The organism is Pseudovibrio sp. Ad37 (genome assembly GCF_001623075.1).
Taxonomy (GTDB): Bacteria; Pseudomonadota; Alphaproteobacteria; order Rhizobiales; family Stappiaceae; genus Pseudovibrio.
The window spans coordinates 1-520 of sequence record NZ_LMCF01000147.1 but is presented as its reverse complement, the minus strand read 5'-3'; the positions used below and the strand labels follow the sequence as shown (position 1 = coordinate 520).

The following is a 520-nucleotide window of genomic DNA, read 5'->3' as shown; positions in this document are numbered from 1 at the left end:
ATCACTTCCTACGAATTCCCAGGCGATGATATTCCAATCATTGCTGGTTCTGCACTTGCTGCTCTTGAAGACCGCGATGACGCGATCGGCAAAGACAAAATTGTAGAGCTGATGGCTGCAGTTGACGACTATATCCCAACTCCTGACCGTCCACGCGATCTGCCATTCCTGATGCCGATCGAAGACGTGTTCTCTATCTCTGGCCGTGGTACTGTTGTAACCGGTCGTGTAGAGCGTGGCATCGTTCACGTTGGTGACGAAGTTGAGATCGTTGGCGTTAAAGACACATCTAAGACCACTGTTACTGGTGTTGAAATGTTCCGCAAGCTGCTCGATCAGGGTGAAGCTGGCGACAACATCGGTGCATTGATCCGTGGTGTTGGTCGTGAAGATGTTGAGCGTGGCCAGGTTCTTTGTAAACCAGGTTCCGTTACTCCTCACACTAAGTTTAAGGCTGAGGCATACATCCTCACCAAGGAAGAGGGTGGACGTCACACTCCATTCTTCACCAACTACCGTC

At 50.6% G+C, this 520-nt stretch carries 1 protein-coding gene; it reads left to right on the top strand.

Annotation, left to right across the window (positions count from 1 at the left end):
• Positions 1-520: EF-Tu/IF-2/RF-3 family GTPase (locus tag PsAD37_RS18950; RefSeq protein WP_244272544.1), on the top strand; the 520-nt coding region annotated here is incomplete at both ends.